At 55.0% G+C, this 21,434-nt stretch carries 19 protein-coding genes; 5 read left to right on the top strand and 14 right to left on the bottom strand.

Features of this window, described 5'->3' with window-relative positions; all coding sequences use genetic code 11:
• Positions 1-11: 11 nt before the first annotated feature.
• The 6 genes from WBY09_RS16215 to soxR form a co-directional block, all read right to left on the bottom strand.
• The gene (locus WBY09_RS16215; RefSeq protein WP_336233295.1) at positions 12-1,367 is read right to left on the bottom strand and encodes an HlyD family type I secretion periplasmic adaptor subunit; all 1,356 of its coding nucleotides are present in this window, start codon (positions 1,365-1,367) and stop codon (positions 12-14) included.
• Positions 1,364-3,508 (bottom strand): peptidase domain-containing ABC transporter, encoded by a 2,145-nt coding sequence (locus tag WBY09_RS16210; RefSeq protein WP_336233294.1) that lies wholly within the window; start codon positions 3,506-3,508, stop codon positions 1,364-1,366. The genes WBY09_RS16215 and WBY09_RS16210 overlap by 4 nt, the downstream gene beginning before the upstream one ends.
• The gene (locus WBY09_RS16205; RefSeq protein ID WP_336233293.1) at positions 3,505-5,226 is read right to left on the bottom strand and encodes a peptidase domain-containing ABC transporter; all 1,722 of its coding nucleotides are present in this window, start codon (positions 5,224-5,226) and stop codon (positions 3,505-3,507) included. The genes WBY09_RS16210 and WBY09_RS16205 overlap by 4 nt, the downstream gene beginning before the upstream one ends.
• Positions 5,227-5,426: 200 nt before the next feature.
• Entirely contained in the window at positions 5,427-5,834 is a 408-nt protein-coding gene (locus tag WBY09_RS16200; RefSeq protein ID WP_064788983.1) for an RNA-binding S4 domain-containing protein, read from the bottom strand.
• A 97-nt stretch (positions 5,835-5,931) separates the two neighbouring features.
• Positions 5,932-8,850 carry a helicase-related protein gene (locus tag WBY09_RS16195; RefSeq protein ID WP_336233291.1) on the bottom strand — a complete coding sequence of 973 codons (2,919 nt, stop codon included), beginning with the start codon at positions 8,848-8,850 and terminating at the stop codon, positions 5,932-5,934.
• A gap of 157 nt (positions 8,851-9,007) precedes the next feature.
• The gene (gene soxR, locus WBY09_RS16190; protein ID WP_197146768.1) at positions 9,008-9,469 is read right to left on the bottom strand and encodes a redox-sensitive transcriptional activator SoxR; all 462 of its coding nucleotides are present in this window, start codon (positions 9,467-9,469) and stop codon (positions 9,008-9,010) included.
• A 114-nt stretch (positions 9,470-9,583) separates the two neighbouring features.
• On the opposite strand from soxR, the gene WBY09_RS16185 reads away from it, so the two are divergent.
• Positions 9,584-10,171, top strand: a complete 588-nt coding sequence (locus WBY09_RS16185; RefSeq protein WP_336233289.1) for an NADPH-dependent FMN reductase — start codon at positions 9,584-9,586, stop codon at positions 10,169-10,171.
• 190 nt (positions 10,172-10,361) lie between these two features.
• Here WBY09_RS16185 and WBY09_RS16180 read toward each other — a convergent pair whose 3' ends face one another.
• Positions 10,362-10,688: an HPF/RaiA family ribosome-associated protein gene (locus tag WBY09_RS16180; protein WP_008890082.1), complete on the bottom strand. Its 327-nt coding sequence runs from the start codon at positions 10,686-10,688 to the stop codon at positions 10,362-10,364.
• A gap of 551 nt (positions 10,689-11,239) precedes the next feature.
• Here WBY09_RS16180 and htpG point away from each other — a divergent pair.
• The 3 genes from htpG to WBY09_RS16165 all read left to right on the top strand — a co-directional run bounded on the left by htpG (position 11,240) and on the right by WBY09_RS16165 (position 14,845).
• Complete coding sequence (gene htpG, locus WBY09_RS16175; protein ID WP_336233288.1) at positions 11,240-13,120, top strand: molecular chaperone HtpG; 1,881 nt, start codon at positions 11,240-11,242, stop codon at positions 13,118-13,120.
• Positions 13,121-13,276: 156 nt separating this feature from the next.
• A complete protein-coding gene (locus WBY09_RS16170; RefSeq protein ID WP_336233287.1) occupies positions 13,277-14,611 on the top strand; it encodes a deoxyguanosinetriphosphate triphosphohydrolase in 1,335 nt (444 codons plus the stop codon).
• A 3-nt stretch (positions 14,612-14,614) separates the two neighbouring features.
• Positions 14,615-14,845: a hypothetical protein gene (locus WBY09_RS16165; protein WP_296992618.1), complete on the top strand. Its 231-nt coding sequence runs from the start codon at positions 14,615-14,617 to the stop codon at positions 14,843-14,845.
• 117 nt (positions 14,846-14,962) lie between these two features.
• On the opposite strand, the gene WBY09_RS16160 is transcribed toward WBY09_RS16165, so the two are convergent.
• The 7 genes from WBY09_RS16160 to WBY09_RS16130 all read right to left on the bottom strand — a co-directional run bounded on the left by WBY09_RS16160 (position 14,963) and on the right by WBY09_RS16130 (position 20,717).
• Complete coding sequence (locus WBY09_RS16160) at positions 14,963-15,160, bottom strand: YqaE/Pmp3 family membrane protein (protein ID WP_008890077.1); 198 nt, start codon at positions 15,158-15,160, stop codon at positions 14,963-14,965.
• 30 nt (positions 15,161-15,190) lie between these two features.
• Entirely contained in the window at positions 15,191-16,039 is an 849-nt protein-coding gene (locus WBY09_RS16155; RefSeq protein WP_064782449.1) for an OmpA family protein, read from the bottom strand.
• Positions 16,040-16,471: 432 nt separating this feature from the next.
• Positions 16,472-17,338, bottom strand: a complete 867-nt coding sequence (locus WBY09_RS16150; protein ID WP_443082668.1) for a DUF748 domain-containing protein — start codon at positions 17,336-17,338, stop codon at positions 16,472-16,474.
• Positions 17,339-17,499: 161 nt separating this feature from the next.
• On the bottom strand, positions 17,500-18,297 hold the full coding sequence (gene xth, locus WBY09_RS16145; RefSeq protein ID WP_336233282.1) for an exodeoxyribonuclease III: 798 nt from the start codon (positions 18,295-18,297) through the stop codon (positions 17,500-17,502).
• A 59-nt stretch (positions 18,298-18,356) separates the two neighbouring features.
• Positions 18,357-19,043, bottom strand: coding sequence for a fumarylacetoacetate hydrolase family protein (locus tag WBY09_RS16140; protein ID WP_336233281.1), 687 nt, complete (start codon positions 19,041-19,043; stop codon positions 18,357-18,359).
• 147 nt (positions 19,044-19,190) lie between these two features.
• Entirely contained in the window at positions 19,191-19,580 is a 390-nt protein-coding gene (locus WBY09_RS16135) for a hypothetical protein (RefSeq protein WP_336233280.1), read from the bottom strand.
• 150 nt (positions 19,581-19,730) lie between these two features.
• Entirely contained in the window at positions 19,731-20,717 is a 987-nt protein-coding gene (locus tag WBY09_RS16130) for a 2-hydroxyacid dehydrogenase (RefSeq protein ID WP_008890071.1), read from the bottom strand.
• A 200-nt stretch (positions 20,718-20,917) separates the two neighbouring features.
• Here WBY09_RS16130 and WBY09_RS16125 point away from each other — a divergent pair, with 200 nt between their 5' ends.
• Entirely contained in the window at positions 20,918-21,433 is a 516-nt protein-coding gene (locus WBY09_RS16125; protein ID WP_008890070.1) for an SH3 domain-containing protein, read from the top strand.
• The last annotated feature ends 1 nt before the right edge of the window (position 21,434 follow it).

Genomic DNA, 21,434 nt, shown 5'->3' with positions numbered 1-21,434 from the left:
ACCAGAATAGCTCAGCGTTCGCTAAACGCTTGATCAAGCGAGACATAAACCGGCTTCAACAGATATTGAAGAAGGGTACGCTCCCCGGTCTGGATGTCGGCCTGAACCGTCATACCGGGTATGATCTTCTGAGCTGAAGCACCTTCGCCGACAGCATCGGCTTCCAGCGCAACTTTACCCTTATAATACGGACGTCCATCTTCATCAACAAAAGTAGAGGCCGATATCGATACCAATTCACCCTGAATCCCGCCATAGCGGATGAAATCAAACGCACTGACCTTGACCGTTACCGGCTGCCCAAGGTGAACATGGCCGATATCCTCGGTCGAAATCCGGGTTTCGGCGATCAAAACATCATCAACCGGCACCAGCTCCATCACCACCTGTGCAGGCGCAATCACCCCGCCAATCGTGGTAAACTGAAGGCCTTTGATATAGCCCCGCGTGGGCGCAATGATTTCAAGCCGGTTCACACGGTCCCGCAATTTGCGAAGCGCTTCGCGGGCCTGAGCAATTTCGCCACCCAGACGGCCAAGTTCGGTAATGGCCTCTTCGCGTTGCGTTTTTTCAAGTTCGTTCAGGCGCAAGTTTGCCTCGGCGATGGTTTCGCGCGCCCGCGCCTTTTCGGCAATCACGCCCGAAAGGTTGCCTTGGGCCTCGTTCAGTTCGCGCTGAATATTGAGAAACAGCACCTTGGAATTAAGCCCCTGCTCATAGAGCGAACGGCGCATGGTGACTTCCTGGCTCAGCAGATCAACCGATTTGCGAAGGGTTGCTTCCTGCTCGCTCAGTTGGGCCAGTTCGGCATTACGTTCCTTGATTTGGACCTCAAGGATTTCGCTTTGGTTGGCATCAAGCTCGGTCTGGATGCGATAAATTTCATCCTGATTCTGCGCAAGTTCGGGATATTGCACCATCAGGGTGGTGAAATCCGGTTCGCGGCCCTCGGCCAGGGCGCGGTAACGTTCGGCTTCAAGCTGCAAGTTGCCAAGCTTTGTTTCGGTCTGGGACAGTTCCGCCTGCGCCCCGTCAGCCTTGAGACGGATCAGAACCTGCCCTTGCTCCACAAGGTCACCGTCGCGCACCATGATCTGTTCAATGATGCCGCCTTCAAGATGCTGGATCTTGTTGACCGCACTTGTTGGCATGACCTGCCCGAATGTGATCGCAGTTTCCTTGATTTCGGTGGTTGCAGACCATGCAATCAAGGCAAGGAAGCCGACCGAGAGCATCACCATCGCAGAACGCACAAAGACGGAAATCCCGCCTTCTTCAAGCAGGACCGCATGCGACAAATACCGCGCCATGCGCCGGGATCGCCGGAACCGCTGGATCGCAGTATCCTGAACTGCTGCTTCACTCATAGGTAGCCTCCGTCTATCACTTGCTGCTTGATCCGTTCGGGCGGCCCGTCGCCGCGCAACTGGCCGCCTTCAAGCACAAGAATGCGGTCCGCCAAATCCAGATGACTTGGTCGATGGGTAATCAGGAAAATGGTCGAACCGCCCCGCAGGCGATTGATCGTGCTTTGGAAGGCACGGTCGGCCCGCTGGTCGAGACCATTGGTGGGTTCATCAAACAAAATGATCGGCGCTTCGCGCACAAACGCACGCGCCAGCGCAAGTCGTTGCAGGAAACTGGCCGAGAAGCGCGATGAGTGCTGATCACCAACACGGGTCTTGAACCCGTTGGGAAGGGCTTCAACGTCATCAAGGATCCCTGCTGACATACAGGCCATGCGCAGATCATCATCGGTTGCGACCGGATTGGCCAGACGCAGGTTTTGCGCAATCGACCCCCGGAAAAATTCGATATCCTGCGGCACATAGGAGATGGCCTGACGCAGGGTTTGCGGGTCCATCTGACGGATATCCGCGCCATCAATCAAAACAGCCCCTGCCTGCGGCTGATACATGCCGGCAATCAGCTTGATCAGCGATGATTTCCCCGCACCGTTCGCACCGACCACGGCAACCACCTGGCCTGGTTTGATATCGAAATTGACCCCGACCAGGGCCGGATCGGAATCCGCACTATAGCGGAAACTGACCCGTGAAAATGTCACCGCCCCGTCAAAGCGATGCTGTTCGACCGAACGCGGGACAAGGTCCCCTTCGGGCGCAATGGTCATCAGCCGGTTGATCTGGCGCACACTGCCGCGCAACTGCGCCAGCCGCGGCATGCCAAGAAACGCCTGATTGATCGGGCCAAGAACCCGCCAGGCCAGCATCATCGATGCCACCAGCGCACCGACGCTCATTTGGGCTTCCATCACCCGCTGCGCGCCGAAGGCAAGCACAAGCGCACCAGACGTAATCATCAGTACCTGGGCCAATGTATTGATGACGTTATTGACCATCGCCACCCGATAGCCGGAATAGGCCGTATCAGCAGAAATATCGCGAAAGCGTGCCAACCAGCGTTGCTCGGATGCGGTGTATTTCAGCGCCGACATCTTGCCGACGGTCTCGACCAGGAATTCCTGACGGTTGGCACCATGACGACCAAGTTCGGAAACACGGCGTGCGACAATCGGAAATGCAACGATGCCGATCAGTGCGAACACACCGATCAATGCAATCGGGATCAATGCCAGCCAGCCGCCAAGATAGAACATGACAATCAGGAACAGCGGCACGAACGGCATTTCCATCATCACCAGTGCCATCGGCCCGGTAAAGAATTCACGCACGCTTTCAAAGTCGCGAATACGCGAAATCTGTACACCAACCGGCGCACGTTCGGTGAAGGCCGGTGGCAAGGACAACAGCCGTTCGAAAATGGCACCACTGACAAGCGTATCAAGGCGCGCACCAAAGTGACTGACGATCTGACTGCGCAGTGTGCGCAAAACCCAGCTCAGGATCAGGACGATGCCAATCCCGATGGAAAACTGGATCAACATCGGGATCGACCGCGTGCCGATGACACGGTCATAGATGCCCATGACGAAGATCGGGGTCGCCAGTGCCAGGATATTCAAAACAAACGTCATCGCCAGCAACTGATGAAGCAGCCCCGAAAACCGGTCGGCAATCCCCCCAAACCAGCCGCGCTTGTCATCTTCCAGATAACGTTCACGGCGATCCGCCGCCGAAAACTGATAAATCTTGCCCGGAAGGGCCGACAGCCTGATGACCATTTCCCGATCCGTGCCACCGTCAAAGACGCGCACACCATTTTCTTCAGGCCGGATCACGACAAGGGCCGTTCCCTCGTCCGGGACAAACAGGCACGGCATCAGGCGTTCGTCGATCAGGTCAAGCGTCGCGTCGATTTCGCGCGACTGATAGTTCAGATGCGCCATGACATTGCGGAAATCAGTCAGATCAAGCGCCTGATCCATATGTGGCAGCGCCTCTGCGACCTGACGGGGCAATCCGCGCCAGCCCAGCGCCTGAAGCAGCGGCCAGACACATGCGTCGAAATCGGACAGCGCATCGGTGCTTTCCAGCCCCATCCGATAGTTCATCGCATAGTCCATGTTTTCGAGCTTTTTCATCATGCCTTCGACCCCGCTGCGGCCCGGGCGCCGGTGTTTTTGGCCGGATCGGCAGTTTTATTGGTGCGACGCAAAACAGGCACAAGATGCTTGTCGATCAGACGGTATTGCTTGTTGGCCATGGCAATCAGGGATGGGCGATGTGACACCATCACCAGCGTGCAATGCTTTTTAAGTTCCACCATCAGGCTGGTCATGATGTTGTCACCCGCCATATCAAGCGAACTGTTGGCTTCGTCAAACAGGACAATGCGGGGGTAATCAATCAGGGCACGGGCAACCGCGATGCGCTGTTTTACACCACGCGGCAGGGTTTCGGACGCCTGACCACCAACTTCGGTGTCATAGCCTTCGGGCATGCGCATGACGATGTCATCAAGTCCCAGACGCCGCGCAATCTCGATCACGCGGTCGACACCGATTTCCTTGCGAAACCCGGTGATGTTTTCAAGGATCGTGCCTTTGAACATCACGCCATGCTGCGGCAGATAGGCGATCTGACGACGGGTGGATTCGGCGGTGTAATCGGCCGGGTCCTTGCCATCCAAAAGCACTTCCCCCCGATCCGGGCGCAAGGCCCCCATCAGAAGCCACAAAAGTGTGGTTTTGCCAGTACCGTTGTCGCCGGTAATGGCGATGGAATCGCCCGGCTCCACCAACAGATCAAGGTTTTCGAAGATCTTTTTGCCATCCGCATGGGAAAACGCGACATTGCGCAATTCGATCTTGCCATCAAGCAACGGCATTTCCGCCGCCCCAAGCTGGTCTTCTTCTTCGATTTCAAAAAGCTCGTTGACCCGCTGGCGCGCAACGCGAATGTTCTGGAACTGCGTCCACAGGGTCATGGCCCGCTGAAGCGGCTGGATCGAACGGCCCGACAACATCGTGCAGGCTGCAAGCCCACCCACTGTCAACGTCCCGTTAATTACAAAAACACTGCCGACGGCTGCCACCAGTACCATGGTCAGCATCGAAAAGGTCGCGCTGGCATTGACCGCTGTGTGGGCCGAGCGCGCGGCCCGCAGGTCATCACCCGAACATTGTGCCTGGAGCTGGTCATGACGGCGGATCATCAGGTTTTCCATCGCCATCGATTTGATGGTGTGAATGCCCGTCAGGGTTTCGATGATGAAGTTATAGCGACGTTCATCCGACTGACTGCGATCATCAAGTGCGCCACGCAACTGGCGGCCCAGAAACATCGCCGTCAAAAGGAAGGCTGCAAGAATGCCCAGCGGCACAAGCACCAATTGACCGCCAATCACGGCAATCAGGGCCAGGAACAAAACAATGAACGGCAGATCGACCACCGCACCAATCGCCTGCCCGGAATAGAAGTCGCGCAGCATATTCAGGCTGTTAAGGCGTTGCAGATGAAGACCCGGTGCGGTTTTGCCATAGTCGGTCAAGCTTGCCGACAGCAAATGTCCGACCGCCTGCTGGGAACTGTAATGTTCAAACTTCGCCGCCGAGAGCGAGGAGATATAAGCCCGGCCAAGACGCAGGATCGCCTCAAGCACAAGCGCCCCCAGCACCCCGAAAATCAAAAGGGTCAGTGTCGGGATGGAACTGTGTGGCAGGACACGGTCATAGACTTGCAAAAGGGTAATTGGCAGGGCAAGCGTCAGCAGGTTGATCACCAACGCTGTGATCAACAGTGCGAAACGGCCGGTGCGCAAGTGCGACAATGTACCGATATTCAATCGAGACCGACGTCTCATCACGCAGGCGAGCTCCAGATCTTCACAAAAATCTACCACCCCAAAGTAGGGGATATATACAATCAGATAGTATGCATACCGGATCGCACCAGCCAAAGCAAGAAAATCGTGCCGGGATTACAACCTGATGTGATCCATTCCGCCCCGTGTAAACGGGCGCGGGTCAGTTATCGGATATATATTAGCGATACCAGTATATATTATTCATTACTGCCATCACCGCGCAAACGATCAAGTGCGCGACGTTCTGCCTTTGTCGGGCGCCCTGCCCCCGCATCGCGTTCGGCCAAGGGTGCGGTACGGATATCGGACGCCACTTCTTTTTTGGGTGTTCGTGGCGGGGAATGATCAGCATAAAGCGCCTGGGCCTCCGGCGCTGGGCCGCGTCGTTCACCAAGGGCGACAACCTCGACAACGCGCAGGTGCGGCCCCTGAAAGAATTGCAGGCGATCACCGGCAACCACCGTGACGCTGGCCTTGGAAACCGACTGACCATTCAGAACAATATGCCCGGCTTGGCATGCCTTGCTGGCAAGCGATCTGGTTTTGTAAAACCGCGCATGCCAAAGCCATTTATCAATACGAAGCTTCTCTGCCTGTTCCTTCACGGCCACCGATTTCCTGAAATCAACGGGATATTATACAGTTGGAAAGCAGAACGGCGACCCACAAGGGTCGCCGCTCGATACATGATATCTGAAACAATCAGCCCTTGGCTTCAAGCATTTCCTTAAGCTTGGCAAACGGCGAATCTTCATTGATCTGGTTGGCTTTTTCCGGCGCCTGATTGCGGCCACCACCGGGCTTGCCACCGCGGCCACCTTTGCCACCCTGGTTCGGACGATTGCCGCCCTTGCCTTTCGGGCCACCTTTGCCGCCGCCACGGGCTTCCTGACGCGGGCCGCGCTGACCACGGTTCTGTCCGCCACCGCGTTTGCGACGATCAACACGGACGAAGTATTTGACTTCGACCAGCTCGTCACCATCGGCATCGGTTTCAACCGCCGGCGTTTCCGAAGTTGCTTCTGCCGACGCATCGGCAGCAACCTCTGCCGGTTCTGCCTTTGCTTCTGCCGGTGCTGCTGGTTCCTCAGCCGGGGCATCAGCCTTGGCGTCGGTTGCAGCCGCCTCGGAAACCTCTGCGGTTTCAGCTTCGGCTTTGCCCGCTTCAGGCTTTGCTGCCTTGGCAGCTTCTTCGGCCTTTTTCTCGGCTTCCTTGGCTTCAAGCTCGGATTTCTTGACCTTGGTTACCTCGGCGCGCCAGCCAAGGGCGGTGAACACACCTTCGGCCTGTTCGACTGTGCAGCCCAAAAGCGACAGCAGATCAGGATCCGGGCGCACCTTGCCATCGTTTTCACGCGCCTTCTGACGCAGAAGGGCGGCAAAACGTTCAAGCATGTCGACACGCGCGGCAAGCGGGCCAACCGGCATGTAACCGGCAGCCAGATAGAAGCCCTTGGAATTCGCACGGTCATTGGGAACCGATGTCCGGCCTGCCGGCGGCAGTTCCGGAAGGGCGTCAAGTTCACGTGCAACCGCCCACAGAATGCCGCGCAGCTCAACCGGGTCCGGTTTGAGCGCATCAAGCACATGGACGGTTTCAACACCCAGACGCACGCCAAGCTTGGCAAGTGCCTTGCGGTCTTCGTCCGACAGGTCCTTGACCAGACTTTCGAGTTCCGAACGCGGCACACAGCCCAGACCTTCGTTCAACTGGAACAAAAGTCCGCGAATCGGCCCGGACAGCTGACAGTCGCGCAGACGGGTCAGCATTTTAAGGCGCGTTTCGATATGGGAATTGATGAAATTCTGCAGACGGGTGCGTACCCGTTCGCGGGTCGGACCGTCAAAGAACTCGCTGTCGATGACCTGAACTTCGGGTGACAGAACCGTCTCCCCTTTTTTCAGTACACCAACCGGCGAACCGTTCCACAGCACCTGAAGCTGGCCGTTTACTGCGAACTTGTCGTCTTCGTCAGTTTCAAGTTGTTTAACACGTTGGGCGATTTCGCCACTCAACGCGCGACGTGCGGCACTGGCAATCGCCTTGCCTTCAAAAGCAGCATCGGTTTCATCAGCAATGAAACGGAATCCGTCAAGACGGCCGACAAATTCACCTTCGACCTGTACTTCACCATTCGCAGTGATGGTAGACATGAGTTCAGACTTGTCCTTGAGACTTTTCAATAAAACCGAGGTCCGTCTGTCAACGAACCTTTGGGTCAGGCGTTCATGTAGCACATCTGAGAGCTTGTCCTCAATGGCCCGCGTGCGTTCCTGCCAATGATTGGCATCTTCGAGCCAGTGATGCTTATGCGATACATATGTCCAGACGCGAATACCTGCCAAACGTGATGACAACTGGTCAATATCACCATCATAACGATCCAGACGCAAGATTTGTTCGCCCAACCAGTCAATGGGCAGTTTGCTTCCGGGTTTCGCAAGATAGCGATAGATAGATGTTAGCAGCCTCGGATGGGCATCGGTATGGATATTTCTGAAGTCGGGAATCTGGCAGATTTCCCACAATAATTGCACCCGATCCGGGGCGGTTGCGATGCGTGCGACATCCTCGTTGCGCGCCAGATGATCAAGCATGATCTCATCAACCGGTTCGCGCGCCAAAATAAGGGTCGGATCATCCGACCGCCGGCGCAGCGATTTTTGCAGCGCATCCACGGTGCGAAAATCAAGTCGCGCGTTGCGCCAGAACACTTTTGCAAGCGGCTCGAACTCGTGTTCTTCGATTTGTTCGATAATGTCGGGATCAATCCCCGAAAGATTTCCCGTCACCCCGAACGTGCCATCATTCATGTGACGTCCGGCACGACCGGCAATCTGCGCGGTTTCAGCCGCGGTCAGGCCACGATTGAACTTGCCGTCAAACTTGCTCATCGCGGCAAAGGCCACGTGGTTGAGATCAAGGTTTAACCCCATGCCGATTGCGTCCGTCGCAATCAGATGTTCGACCTCGCCATTCTGGAACATCTCGACCTGGGCGTTACGCGTGCGCGGGCTTAGTGCGCCAAGCACCACAGCCGCCCCGCCCTTTTGACGGCGCACCAGTTCGGCAACGGCGTAAACTTCCTGGGCTGAAAACGTCACCACCGCCGACTGGGCTGGCAGGCGCTGGATTTTCTTGGCCCCGTTATAGGTCAGAGTCGAAAACCGCTCCCGGCGATCAAATTCGACATTATCAACCAGCTTACGGATCACCGGACGAATGGTTTCCGCCCCCATGAACATGGTTTCATGGCGTCCCCGCGCATGCAAAAGCCGGTCGGTAAAGACGTGACCGCGTTCCGGGTCCGCACACATCTGGATTTCATCAATCGCCAGGAAGTCGACCTGCTTGGCGACCGGCATGGCCTCGACCGTGCACAGGAAATAGCGCGCTGTTTTCGGAAGAATACGTTCTTCGCCGGTGATCAATGCCACCGCGCCCTTGCCGACCTTGGCGACCGCGCGGTCATAGTTTTCGCGCGCCAGAAGCCGTAACGGGAACCCGATCATCCCGGTCGTATGTGCCAACATCCGTTCCATGGCGAGATGGGTCTTGCCGGTGTTGGTCGGCCCCAATATGGCAAGGATACGAGGACCGGTTCGGGTTGAAATCTGCATCAAACTTTTCCAATCGACAGCCCAATGATCCGGGCCATCGCAATCATTGGGCCTTTCAACACGCGAACCAGCGCCATGTCAAGCTTTCTGCCTGCCGTCGCAAGGCGCATCAAACTGGCGTATCGCGGCCCAAACCGCTGATACCACGCAAACCCGCCTATTCTTCCGTGAGTTCAAGCAATCTTGCCCCCGGGCCATCACTGCCAAGGGTGTCTCCGGGGTTGTATAGCGGGCATGCGGAAATCGACAGGCAACCACAACCGATGCATTTGCCCAGCTGATCGCGCAAACGGGTCAATTGTTCGATCCGTTCGTTCAAATCATCGCGCCATTGCGAGGAAAGCTTTTCCCAGTCTTTGATGGTCGGCACGGTATTGGGGGGCAGTTTATCGAGCGCCGCACCGATTTCCGACAGCGGAATACCTGTTTTCTGCGCGACCTTGATGATGGCAAGCTTGCGCAACACGCCACGATGAAAACGGCGCTGGTTGCCGTCGGTCCGGATCGAGCTGATCAAACCTTTGCGTTCATAAAAATGCACCGCCGAAACGGCAATACCGCAACGACTTGCGACTTCTCCAACACTCAGATAGCGCTGCAACACGCCTTTTTCTGCCATTTTCCCTGCTCCCCTTGCCTGATTTGAAAAAGTTCCAAAACGCGCTTGACCTTAACATTAGTTGAGGTTTTAGAACCTTACGCATTGAAGCGAAATTGGCAAGGAGAGAACGCCGTGAAAGAGACATTTAATATCGCCGTCATCTATGGCAGTGCGCGCGAAGGCCGCTTTTGCGATACGGTCGGGACCTGGGTCGTTGAAACCCTGAAATCCGATCAGGATCTGTCGGTTGATACGATTGATCCCGCTGTTTTGAACCTGCCTGCGGCCCATGTTGGCGCTGAACACCCTGCGGTCGCGCATTTTCACACTGCCTTGGCTGAGGCCGATGGTTTTGTCGTCGTCACCCCGGAATACAATCACAGCTTTACCGGCGAGCTAAAGCTTCTGATCGATGCCGCCAAACACCAATGGAAACGCAAACCCGTCGGGTTTGTATCCTATGGCGGCATGTCAGGTGGCCTGCGCGCGGTTGAACAATTGCGTCTTGTCTTTGCCGAATTGCACGCGGTGACCATGCGCGATGTCATAAGCTTCGCCCAAGCCTGGGACAAGTTCGATGATACCGGTCGCCCAAAAGACCTCGAAGGTACGAATAACGCCCTTCATCACATGATGACCGATTTCAAATGGTGGGCTGGTGCGTTACGCGATGCGCGTTACCCGCAAGGCAAACACCATCTTCTTGAGGCGATTGCATAACGCGCGTTCTCTCCGTGGCTGAAGCGACTTCCCCGGTCGCTTCACCCCTGTATCAGTCCGGCACTGTTTAACTGCCCCAACCCCGGCGGTGTCGGGCTGATACATTTTCCAACCACCTCGTGCCACCACACGACAAAGCGGGGCGACCATCCGGTCGCCCCGCCTGCCTTTTCAAACCTATTCAGTAACCTTAGTGGTTGCGCATCTTGTCGGCATATTCCTTGAGCTGTCGACGTGCAGCCTGAAAACTGTTTTTCAGCGCGATATAGACATCCTCATGGGCATGGTCAGCACTGTCGCGCTTCACCATGATTTCCTTGCCCGGCACATTAATGCCGAAATGCACGGCAAAACGGTTTCCATGGTTATGCGATGCCTGCGGGCGTTCCACTACAACATGACAACTGGTCATGCGATCGAAGGTTTCTTCCAGTTTTTGCACCTTGAAACGAATGCGCTCGTCCAGCGCATCAGACTGATCAACATCACGGTAGGTGATTTGAACGGGAACCTTCATGGTACGGCCTCCTGTGTAAAGCCTTGGACGCAAGACAGGGCGTTGCACCCTGCCGATTACCCTAGCACTTTTGCTGCTCGGGAACTTTCGGGAACGCTTCAAGACTGTGGCGTGCGCCCCTGTTATTAAAGCCTCTATATTTATACTTAGGATACAAGACTTGCGCTGCAAGATGCGTTGACGCATATCAAGCTCGGTTTAGATTCAGGACCTGTTAATTTTGTCGTCATGGCAACCATTATGTTTGAGAAATCCGAGGAAAAGCCCGCTGTGCGGGATGGCTCCCCGGACAAGGGTTTTGACACAGGAGTTCTCAAACATAATGGTTGTCCTACGGATCAAACGGATTGGCACGGACTACTTTGTCGTAAAACTTTGAAAGATGGCAATCTTCCTGCAGTTTTTCTCCTCGTACCCGTACAAATCCGATTGACCATGGCGGCAAAATTAACAGGTCCTGAATCTAAAGTTCACCCCGTTAAGGTGTCGGTCCTTCTGCCAATATCGGAGGAGGCTGACAGACGCTTGAAACAAAGGAGAAAAAAGAGGTCATGACGGAAGAAAAAATGCGGTTCGAGGCCGAGGTTAGCCGACTGCTCGATATCGTTGTCCACTCGCTTTATTCCAACAAGGACATCTTCCTGCGCGAGCTGATCTCCAACGCCTCGGATGCGTGCGACAAGCTACGCTATGAAGCGATTGCCAAACCGGATTTGCTCGCTGGCGATGCCGATTTCAAGGTGCGCCTTCTGACAGATAATGTCCGTAATGTTCTGACGATTGCCGATAACGGGATCGGGATGAACAAGGAAGATCTGGTCGAAAACCTGGGCACCATTGCCAATTCCGGTACCGCGAAGTTCCTTGATGCCGTTTCGAAATCCGACAACGCCAAGGATGTCGATCTGATCGGTCAGTTCGGGGTCGGTTTTTATTCCGCCTTTATGGTCGCAAACAAGGTCGAAGTCGTCAGCCGCAAGGCCGGCGATGATCAGGCATGGAAATGGTCATCTGACGGCAAGGGTGAATACACCATTGCCGAGGCCGAAATGGAAGGCCGCGGCACGCAGATCACCCTGCATCTGACCGACGACAACAAGGAATTCACAGACGAACATCGTCTGCGTCATATCGTCAAAACCTATTCCGACCATATCGGCATTCCGGTGGTCCTGATGAAGGGCGACGGTGATGAAACGCTGAACGCGGCATCCGCTCTCTGGACCCGCCCGAAAAGCGAGATCACCGAAGAACAGTACAAGGAATTCTACAAGCACACCTCGCACGCCTTTGATGATCCGTGGAAAACCATCCACTATCAGGCCGAAGGTGCGATTGAATATACCGGGCTGCTTTACCTGCCGACCATGCGCCCGTTCGATCTTTATGATCCGCAGCGCAAAGGCCATCTGAAGCTGTATGTCCGCAAGGTCTTCATCACCGAAGGTGCCAACGAATTGTTGCCGCCGTGGCTGCGTTTCGTATCCGGCGTGGTCGACAGTCAGGACCTGCCGCTTAACGTCTCGCGCGAGATGTTGCAGGACCACCCGCTTCTGACCAAGATCAAGAACGGCCTGACCAAAAAGGTCCTGTCCGAACTTGAAACCGCGGCCAAGAAAGACGCGGAAGGATATGAAACCTTCTGGGAAAACTTCGGCTCGGTCGTCAAGGAAGGTTTGTACGAAGATCAGACCAACCGTGACCGCATCCTCAAACTCGCCCGGTTCCGTTCGACCCATGGTGACGGCTGGACGACGCTGGCCGACTATGTCGAACGGATGAAAGACGGCCAGAAGGCGATCTATTACATCAGTGGCGAGGATATCGACGCCCTTAAACGCAGCCCGCAACTTGAAGGCTTTGCTGCCAAGGGAATTGAAGTCCTGCTTCTGACCGATCCGGTTGATGAATTCTGGATGCCGTCGGTTGGCCAGTTTGATGGCAAAGACTTCAAATCGGTTACCCGTGGCGGTGCCGACCTGAACGACATCAAGTCCGATGACAAGGATGACGCCAAGGACGAGAAAAAGGATGATGCCGCAAACGAGGCATCGGTCAGTGCCCTGATTGCCGCGATCAAGGTTGCCCTTGGCACCGGGGTCAAGGACGTTCGGGAATCAGATCGCCTGACCAGTTCGGCCTGTTGTCTGATTGCCGATGAGATGGGCATGGATTTGCGCATGGAACGCCTGATGAAACAGCACAACCGTGTCGATGAAATCAGCCCGCGTATCCTTGAAATCAATCCGAAGCACAGCCTGATCAAAAAGCTGTCTGACGTTGCCACCAAGGATGCCAAGGCGCCGATCCTTCATGACGCAGCCCTGCTGTTGCTTGATCAGGCCCGTATCCTCGAAGGCGAAGCCCTGCCCGATCCGGTCAGCTTTGCCCGTCGCCTTGATCTTGTAATGGAAAAAGGTCTGGGCGCTTAATCGCCCCACAGGCCCGATCTTTGCAAAACGGCGCATCATCAGATGCGCCGTTTTCTTTTGGTTTTGTGCAGAATTTAAAATGCTTATTTACCAAAACCCGGCATAAACTTCCCAGATATCCAAGAACTGAAGTCCGACCGGAAGGTGCGAAATACGATGACAGCGATGATGAACTGGCAGCAATTGCTATCTCCAGCTCGGCTTGGGTCGCGTCATTCCAGTGTGGGTACATTTGGCCGGTCCGATTTTCACAAGGATTATGACCGGATCATTTTTTCGGCGGCCTTTCGCCGCTTGCAACGCAAAACGCAAGTTCATCCGCTGCCGGAAAATGACAATGTCCACACCCGCCTGACCCACAGTCTGGAAGTATCCTGTGTTGCCCGGTCTTTGGGGTTAATGGTTGGAAACCGCCTGCATGAAAAGGGCAGCCTGCCCGACGCGATTGAGCCCGACCATATGGCCGCCATCGTGCAGGCAGCGGCACTTTGTCATGATATCGGCAACCCGCCCTTTGGTCATGCCGGGGAATATGCCATCCGCCAATGGTTTGTCGACGCAAACCCGAAATTCACCGAAGGCCTGACAGAGGCGCAGTTTGCCGATCTGACGACTTATGAGGGCAATGCCCAGGGTTTCCGTCTTCTGACCAACAAACGGACCGGTCTGTATGACGGCGGAATGCGCCTGACCTATGCGACCTTGGCAAGCTTCTTGAAGTATCCGTGGTCAGCCGCTGGAAGTCCTTTTCCACAGAAAAAGAAATTCGGCGCCTTTCAAAAGGAATTCGGCCTGCTTGAAGAAGTCGCCGATGCCACCGGATTGATCCGCACCGGCGATCAGGCCTTTTGCCGTCACCCGCTGGTCTATCTGGTCGAGGCTGCTGATGATGTTTGTTATGCCCTGATCGATATCGAGGACGGCGTTGAACTGGAACTTGTCGATTTCGCTATTCTTGAAAAGATGCTGCTGCCCTGCATCACTGATGACCTGCCGGCCGAGTACAACCGTGAACCCAATGTCAGCCGCAAGATTTCCTTCCTGCGGGGTAAAATCATTGCCGGTGTTCTTGATGCACTGGTTGATGCCTTTGTCGCCAACGAGGAGGCGCTTCTGGCTGGCGAATGGAAGGGAGATCTACTGGCATGTGCCAAGGGGCCCTTTAATAACCTGATCGCGCAGGCCAAGTCATTTTCCGAGAAACAGATCATTCTCAACCGTCGCAAGGTCCAGATCGAGGTCGGCGCCTTTGCCCATCTTGAAACCTTGCTCGAGACATTCTGCAAAACCGCCCTTGATGTGCATCACGCACAATCAGAAGCCGACATTTCCTATCGCACCGGACGGGTCCGCGAACTGATCGGCAATGATGCCATGCCCATCGGGGCGTCGCTTTATGATCTTTACCTGGTCATTCTCGATTACGTATCAGGGATGACCGACGATTTTGCCGCCCGTCTTGCACGTGACATCGGTGGCGGACAGCACTAGGCGATGTGGCTCCTCGGTCCTTTTATTGCCCGCTATCGGCGTCGCACGGCTTTTCTGGCAGCAGGGGCATTGGCGGCCATCGTTTACGGGCTGGTTGATCAAAGTACGCGCCCGGAAATACAGGCGTGGTATTGGCCATCTGTTGCCAGTGCAGTGACGTTTTTTCTGACCCGGTTTATCATTTCCCGGCTGATTGGCCGGTTTATCGGCGGTGTACGCCGTAAACTGCACTAGGCAATCTGCCCGGCGTTCTAGGATCTGGATCTACTCAGATAAAGAAAAAGGCAGGCTCGAAAGCCTGCCTTCTATTGTCGGGATCGTTGCTGTTTGCCATTTGGCAAACGGCTTCAATCATTCCTGACCGCCACCCATGGCGCTGCTGATTTTCTTGTCGGTGTTATACTGGCTGAGCGCATAAACGGCCCAAATTGCTGCCGGAACCCAACCAATCAGCGTGATCTGCAAGATCAGGCAGATAACACCGGCAATCGGACGCCCGATGGTAAAGAAAAGCAACCAGGGCAGAAGAAGTGCAATCAATAGACGCATGGATGAAATCCCCTTTTTAGTTCGACGTGCTTACATGCCGTCTTCGAAAGTAACCGTCACAACGCGGTTGCCCTGTTCGGGCACGCCGTCAGCAGTTGAAACCGGTACATTGGCTTCACCGCTGATGCTGATTGCAAGTTTGCTTGCCGGAACACCCGCATCACGCAATGCCTTGACCACCGCATCAACACGCGACTTGGCAAGGATGTCATTATACATTGCATCACCGGCACGGTCAGCATAGGCAACAAGGCTGATCATTTTCGGATCATATTTGCCATAGGCCTCGACAATACCGTTCACAACAGACATCGCCTTGCTATCAATGGCGGCACTGTCGAACCCGAAATAGACATTCATCGGAACCGGCATCGGCATCGCTGCCATCGGGGCCGGGCCGGTATCAAGTTCGGCCTGTACGATGGCCAATGCCTGATAGAATGCCGAACGGCAGTTATCAATGTCTTCCTGCTGGATGTTTTCTTCGAGTTCCTGCAACCAGCAATCAAAGCTGCTCTGTGCCCGTGCGGCAGCACTGGCAGCCTTTTCACGACCACCGGCCTCAAGGGCCGCCATCAGGTCAGAACGGGCGACTTCAACCTCGGCCTCGGACCCTTCGGGCAGGTTACGTTCGGCAATTGCCTGCGGACCGGAATCCATGCCCATCGCCGCAGTCTTTGAACGGTTGGTGAAATAACGTGCATCGGCCCAGTCAGCCTCGTCATATTCTGCCTGGGCAAGGTCTGCATAATTCTGGTGAAGAGCTGCGTCAAAAGCCGATCCTTCGTCGGCCATATCACGCACTCCGGGAATGTTCATGTTCGCGCACGCACTCAAAAAGGCGGCGGCGGATACAACGGCAAGCAGTTTGGCTCTCATCGGTGTTACTCCTTGATCTGACCGACTATCAGGATCCCAATCCCATTCTATTTTTTTCGGCCCTGCCGACATTTTTCCCAATGTCTTGTCAGGCCATATGGCGGGCCTTGTGGCCCGTCCTGTTCCACGCCGTTCTTGTCATAATCAGATCAACAGACCTGACCCCGAATTTCGATCCACCTCACGTCCGTGGTCGAAGCCCCAAGACAACACAGATTGTGGATATAACTATTCCTAACCCAAGATATATAGAAGTCAAATTCATGAAAAAAAGCAGTGGGATAGAGAAAATTTACAATCGACAGACATCCGGTCTCGCGGCCTGCCTGTTTGATTTGATCACGCTATCGCCAAAAACACAGCGGCCCGATGGAACAAAAACAAATCCATCGGGCCGAACATCACATCAGATCAAGACGATCATACGATGACCTAGTCCGAGGAACCGCCAAACAGTCCCTTGACCGCGCCACCAAGCGCATCGGCACCTTCTTTCAGCTTGGTGCCACCGCCACTTGCGGCACCACCAACGGCACCGACGACACCTTTGCCAAGGTCACCGACGCCCTGCAACAGGCCATCGACATTCAAGCTTGAAACCGCCTTGAAGACGGCGGTGTTGATCGCCGTCAGGATTTCACCGGCAACCTGGGCCGGGGTTGCGCCGCCTTCTTCCTTGCCCACATCGGTCAGATGAATTTCCGGCAGGCTGGCAGACAGTTTCTTGCCCTGCAGGAAGTCGGCCGAAACGCCAACATCACCGTTGCGGACATAGACATTGTCGATAATGATTTTGGTTCCACCCGCGGCATCGTCGCCAGATGTGTCACCATCTGCCCCACCCGCCCCGGTCGGACCGGAAACACGTTGAACAAAGGCTTCGACGTTGCGCTGGATGGTTGCGATGTTTGAACTGCCATTGCCCAGTTCGTAAATGACACTTGGCTGATCAACCACCACTTCGATGATACGGATCGTGTCGCTGGTCAGGGTCGATCCATCAAGACGGACCGAGATATTGCCAAGCGAGAACGCATAATCGGAGTTGAATCCGTCCGGATTGCCGACCACAAGCCCGTTGATCGCCGCGGTATTTTGCGTCGGCTCGATCGACACACCTTCAACCGCGACATCGGCCAGGGTCACACGCGTGCCAGCCTCTTCGATGGTGGATTTCACGATGTTATCAAGATTGACGTAAACATAGACGAGGGCCCCGACGACCAAAACGATGATCACGGCCAGACCAATCAGTATCTTTTTCATTGCCCGTTTCCTGCGTAGTGCCTCACCGAAAATACGCGAAATTCACCCCTTAGGGTGCAAATGGGGACGCATCCGGTTTCGTTCAACCAGAAGAGTTGCGCTGATCAGTGAGACAATCAAGTTATTTCACATGACAAAACAGCGGATTAGGCTTCCCTGATCCGCTGTTTTGAGTTCTCCGATAATCTGTATGTTCAGAGATTGAATTCCACCACAACGGGTGCGTGGTCCGATGGTTTTTCCCAATCCCGGGCAATGTCATAAACCGATGCCGAGCGCACTGTTCCAGCCATGTTTGGCGTCATCCAGACATGATCAAGTCGACGGCCCTTGTTGCTTGCCCGCCAGTCGCGTGCGCGATAGCTCCACCAGCTAAACAGTTTTTCGGGCTCAGGAACCACTTCGCGGACAGCATCGATGAAATCGCCCGATTGGCGGAATTTCTCAAGGATTTCAACCTCTACCGGCGTGTGACTGACCACGCGCAGAAGCTGCTTGTGCGACCAGACATCATTTTCCGATGGCGCAATGTTGAAATCGCCAACCAGAACTGCCTTGCGGTTGGGATCGGTTGCCCGACGATCCCCCCACCAGTTGGTCATTTCATCAATGAAGGACAGCTTGTGGGCAAACTTTTCATTGATTGCCGGATCGGGTTCATCCCCGCCAGCCGGGATATAGAAGTTATGAAGCTCGACGCCATTTTCGAACTTTACCATGCAGTGGCGGCGATCTTCCTTGCCACAGAAATGCTTGATGTCGGTTTCGACAAACGGCAGGCGCGATATGATCGCAACCCCGTTATAGCTTTTCATGCCGTGATTATGGCGATGAACATAACCAGCCGCCTCAAAGGCATCATGCGGGAAATGCTCATCGGGGCATTTCAGTTCCTGCAAGCACAGCACATCAGGCTGCTGATCATTCAGAAACTTGATGACCTGTTCAATACGCAGTCGGACGGAATTGATATTCCAGCTTACGATTTTCAAAACGGGCTCCGTTTTTGCTCGATTGAGGATGGGCCCCTGCCCCACGATCCCCCAATGGTCTACTTCAAGGTCACGGACAGTTCCGCGACATCCGCAATCACCAGATCCATGCGATCACCGCGGACAACCTGGCCAACACCTTCGGGCGTTCCGGTAAACAGAAGATCGCCCGGTTTCAGTTCGATCAGGGTCGACAGATGCACCAATGCATCCACCACCGGCCAGATCATTTTCGCCGTGGTGTCGTTCTGGCGCACATCGCCATTGACCGACAATTTCAGGTTCGTGCCATGCGGATTGCCTGCATCGGCCTTGGGCTTGATGGCGGAAATGGCCGCACAGCCATCAAAGGATTTTGCCATATCCCATGGCAGGCGACGGTCCTTGAGACCAGCCTGAACATCGCGGCGCGTCATATCAAGACCGGCGGCATAGCCAAAAATCGCATCTTCAACGGCGGCACGATCCAGATCCTTGCCCCCCTTGGAAAGCGCAGCCACCAGTTCGCCCTCGTAATGCAGATCTTCCGTGCCCGACGGATAGGACAAATCACCATTTCCGACCACAAGGCAGTCCGTAGGCTTCATAAAGACACAAGGCGGCGTGTCCGAAGGATCGGAACCCATTTCGCGGACATGCTCGGCATAGTTTTTGCCGATGCAGAAAATGCGATTTACCGGGAAAACGTCGTCGGTGCCCTGAACCGGAATGGTCGTCGGTGCAGGCGCGTCAAAGATCAAACTCATGATGACCCCGTGTTGTTTATGCGTGATATGCAACAGTCATAAACAAGCACGGATCAGAAAGAAACGCCCAATGCACATTGGCACGTATCTGCTGTCAGGAATTGTCAGGAGAAAGGATCATCGCACCCTCAGGTAGGTGCTTACAGGTCACTTAAGCTTCTCGCGCAGGATCATATCGCGAACTTTGGTTTTGGCGATCTGCAAGGCAGAAAACTGTTCCGGATCCTGAACAGAGGGCACAGCAAGGATCAAAAGTTTGGCGGTTTGGCCGGCATTGACATGAAGATGGTAACGCTGCCCCTGAAGGACCGAAATGCAGCCGTAGTGGCTTTCATATACATTCCCGTCGCCATCACTGACCAGGACGGTTCCGGAACGCACAAAGACAATCTCTTCGGCGTGACGGCTTTGGATGCCTGATACCACGCATGGCCCGTGCAAGACGACTTCGCGTGTTGCAAGCCCGGCCGCGACATCATCATTTGCCGGGGTCGCGACACCCAGATCAGCAACAAGCGTTTTTGGCCGTCTTACCATTTGTGCACATCCCGAAATTGAAACCGGTTTGGTTTAATGCCTGGGAAAATGCCGGTAATGGGCTCATCACACCATCCACATATGGGGAGTGTATGAAAAAAGGGGTGATATACGCGCCATCACCCCTTTGAAATCATTATGGAAAGCGGCCTACAGCAGTCCTTCGATCACGCGATCTGGTGGCGTGTGACCGTCGACAAACGTCTTGATGTTGATCAGGACCTTTTCGCCCATGTCAACGCGGCCTTCGATGGTGGCCGATCCCATATGGGGCAACAGAACCGCGTTTTGCAGTTCCAGAAGCTTCGGGTTCACCGCCGGTTCGTGTTCAAACACGTCCAGTCCGGCACCGGCGATTTCACCATCGGCCAGCATCCGGGTCAGGGCCGGTTCATCAACGATTTCGCCGCGTGCGGTGTTGACCAGAATGGCATGCGGCTGCATCAGTTTAAGGCGACGCGCCGACAACAAATGATAGGTCGCAGGCGTATGCGGGCAGTTGACCGAAATGACGTCAACATGGGCCAGCATCTGATCAAGGCTTTCCCAATAGGTCGCATCCAGTTCTTCTTCGATATCAGGATGCACACGGCGACGGTTATGGTAATGCACCGAAAGGCCAAACCCCTTTGCCCGGCGTGCCAGTGCACGGCCGATACGGCCCATGCCGACAATGCCAAGGCGCTTACCCCAGATGCGATGACCGAGCATAAGCGTCGGGCCCCAGCCCGCCCATTCGCCCTTGCGAATAAGGCGCTCACCCTCTGCCAGGCGGCGCGATACCGACAGGATCAGCGCCATGGTCATATCCGCGGTATCCTCGGTCAGGACATCGGGTGTGTTGGTGACCGTAATGCCACGCGAACGGGCAGTTTGCAGATCGACATGATCGACACCGGTGCCGAAATTGGCAATCAGGCGCAGATTGGGGCCCGCATGGGCCAGGACCGCCGCATCGATTTTGTCGGTGACGGTTGGCACCAGCACATCGGCTTCCTTGACCGCATCAATCAGTTCCTGCTTGCTCATCGGCGCATCATCGATATTCAGACGCGCGTCAAACAGTTCCATCATGCGGGTTTCAATCGCTTCCGGCAGTTTCCGGGTCACGACGACAAGCGGTTTTTTCTTGGTCATGTGCCGATCCTATGCGGTCTTTTAACTCTTTTTCAGACAAAATAAGGCATGGTGCATTTTTGTGCCCTGCCGCAGTGCAGTGATGCCATGCCGAAAGGTACAAAAGCAAGAATTTTGACGCACTTTTTGTAATTTTATTTCGCAACAGCGAATTATTACAAAACCAGCGCAAATGGAATAAATGAAGGAATACCAACAAGATGCCGCAGGTTTTGCGCAAATTTCTGTATCGCTTCATGGCCTTGGCGATTCTTGGCAGTCTGACCGCTCCGATCGTGGCCAGCGCACAGGAATCGGGCCTGCCGATCCCGCGATTTGTCGCGCTGCGCTCTGACAAGGTATTTTTACGCTCTGGCCCCGGCCTGCGATACCCGAAAGTCTGGATTTATCACCGGCGCAATATGCCGATGGAAGTGGTGTCGGAATTCGATACCTGGCGCAAGGTGCGTGACTGGGAAGGCAGCGAAGGCTGGGTTCATCAAAGCCTTCTGATCGGGTCGCGCCACGTCATCGTGACCGATGAAAACATCACGCTTTATTCCGCCGCCGACAAGAATGCCCGCAAGATTGCGCTGGTCTCGGCAAGTGTGATTGGCCGCATCGAAGACTGCCCGGCGACGGTCGATTGGTGTCAGTTGCGGTTTGGTGATTTCGAAGGCTGGGCGCCCCGCCACGGTTTCTGGGGTATCTACGAAGGCGAGAATGTCGAAGGATAAT

It is taken from the genome of Thalassospira sp. CH_XMU1458, from assembly GCF_037027205.1.
Classification (GTDB): Bacteria; Pseudomonadota; Alphaproteobacteria; order Rhodospirillales; family Thalassospiraceae; genus Thalassospira; species Thalassospira tepidiphila.
Note: the sequence above shows the minus strand (reverse complement) of the source record. Positions and strands in the feature narration are given on the sequence as shown.